Genomic DNA, 2,251 nt, shown 5'->3' with positions numbered 1-2,251 from the left:
TGTCGTCGACGGGTGAAATTAGGGCCACGGACGGCGCATCAAAAGCGGGCCACTGCGTGATCTCTTGAACATCCTGACTTCACTGGTATGGGAGTCAGGAGGAAGAGAGGTGATTGGCGTGGAGGACTGGGCTGAGATCCGCCGGCTGCACCGGGCAGAGGGCCTGTCGGCCCGTGCGGTGGCCCGGCACTTGGGGATCTCCAGGGGCACCGTGCTGCGGGCCCTTGCCTCGGACCGGCCGCCGGTCTACCAGCGTCCGCTGAAGGGCTCGGCGGTGGATCGGGTCGATCCCGCCATCCGCGAGCTGTTGAAGCAGACCCCGACCATGCCGGCCACGGTGATCGCCGAGCGGATCGGGTGGGACCGCGGCCTGACCATCCTCAAGGAACGGGTGCGCGAGTTGCGGCCCGCCTATCTTCCGGTCGACCCGGTTTCGCGCACGGTCTACTCGCCCGGTGAGCTTGCCCAGTGTGATCTGTGGTTCCCGCCGGTGGACATCCCGCTGGGCTATGGACAGACGGGCCGACCCCCGGTGCTGGTCATGGTGTCGGGCTACTCGCGGATGATCACGGCCCGGCTGCTGCCGTCCCGCACGACCGCCGACCTGATCGACGGACATTGGCGGCTGCTGACTGGCTGGCAGGCGGTCCCGAAGATGCTGGTCTGGGACAACGAGAGCGGGGTCGGGCAGGGGAAGCTGACGTCGGAGTTCGCGGCGTTCGCCGGCCTGCTCGCGATCCGGATCCATCTCTGTCGGCCTCGCGACCCGGAAGCGAAAGGCCTGGTGGAACGGGCGAACGGCTATCTGGAGACGAGCTTCCTGCCCGGCCGCACCTTCGCCGGGCCAGACGACTTCAACACCCAGCTGGCCGCCTGGCTGCAGATCGCCAACCGCAGACACCACCGCGTGATCGGCTGCCGTCCCCTCGAGCGATGGGAGGCCGACAGGCAGGCGATGCTCGCCCTGCCGCCGGTCGCCCCACCGAACTGGTGGCCCCAGACGACCCGGCTGGGCCGCGACCACTACATCCGCGTCGACACCTGCGACTACTCCGTCCACCCCCGCGCGATCGGCCAGCAGATCACCGTCCGCACGGACACCGAGGAGATCGTCGCCACCACCCGCGCGGGCGAGACAGTCGCCCACCACAGCCGCTGCTGGGCCCGCCACCAGACCATCACCGATCCCGAGCACGGCGCCGCGGCCGAGGTCCTGCGCGGCCAGGCGATCCGTCAGCGGGCCGCACACACCAGGGCCCGAGGCCTGGCCGGCCTGGCCCCGGACGACCTGGGCGTCCAGGTCGAACAGCGCGAGCTCGGCACCTACGACCGCATGTTCACCCTCATCGAGGGCGGCGCCGGAAAGGAGGACAGCTGATGCCCACCACCAGCAAGCCTACGGCTCGCACCACCCGGCAGACCACAGCCGACCTGGCCTTCCTCGCCCGCGCGATGAAGGCACCCGCACTGCTGGACGCCGCCGAACGGCTCGCCGAACGCGCCCAGACCGAGTCCTGGAGCCACCTCGAATACCTCGTCGCCTGCCTGCAGCGCGAGGTCTCCGCCCGCGACAGCCACGGCGGCGAGCAACGCATCCGGCAGGCGCGCTTCCCCGCGATCAAGACCATCGAGGAACTCGACCTCGCCCACCTGCGGGGCATGACCCGCCAGCAGCTAGCCCACCTGGGAACCCTGGACTTCATCGCGGCGAAGGAGAACGCGGTCTTCCTCGGGCCGCCGGGCACCGGCAAGACGCACATCGCAACCGGCCTCGCCATCAGGGCCTGCCAGGCCGGGCACCGGGTCGCGTTCGCCACCGCCGCCCAGTGGGTCGACCGCCTCGCCGCCGCCCACCACAGCGGACGACTGCAGGACGAGCTGGTCAGACTCGGCCGTTACCCGCTGATCGTGATCGACGAGGTGGGGTATATCCCCTTCGAGTCCGAGGCAGCGAACCTGTTCTTCCAGCTGATCTCGAACCGCTACGAGAGGGCCAGCGTCATCGTCACCTCGAACAAGCCCTTCGGCCGCTGGGGAGAGACCTTCGGCGACGAGACCGTCGCCGCCGCGATGATCGACCGGCTCGTCCACCACGCCGAGGTCCACTCCCTCAAAGGCGAGTCCTACCGCATGCGCGGCCGCGAACTCGGCCGCACCGCCACCAGCAGCAACGACTGACACATCCGACGAGACTACGGATGGCCCACAACTGAACCGCCGAACCCGGCCTCACATTGAGCCGTCGCCGACA

2 protein-coding genes are annotated in these 2,251 nt (G+C 69.4%); both read left to right on the top strand.

Annotation, left to right across the window (positions count from 1 at the left end; translation table 11 throughout):
• The first annotated feature begins 109 nt into the window (after positions 1 to 109).
• Positions 110 to 1,378: an IS21 family transposase gene (istA, locus tag ACFV6D_RS38765; protein WP_380563438.1), complete on the top strand. Its 1,269-nt coding sequence runs from the start codon at positions 110 to 112 to the stop codon at positions 1,376 to 1,378.
• Entirely contained in the window at positions 1,378 to 2,178 is an 801-nt protein-coding gene (istB, locus tag ACFV6D_RS38760) for an IS21-like element helper ATPase IstB (RefSeq protein WP_380563437.1), read from the top strand. The genes istA and istB overlap by 1 nt, the downstream gene beginning before the upstream one ends.
• The last annotated feature ends 73 nt before the right edge of the window (positions 2,179 to 2,251 follow it).

Origin of the sequence: Kitasatospora sp. NPDC059812 (genome assembly GCF_042732075.1) — a bacterium.
Classification (GTDB): domain Bacteria; phylum Actinomycetota; class Actinomycetes; order Streptomycetales; family Streptomycetaceae; genus Kitasatospora.
Note: the sequence above shows the minus strand (reverse complement) of the source record. Positions and strands in the feature narration are given on the sequence as shown.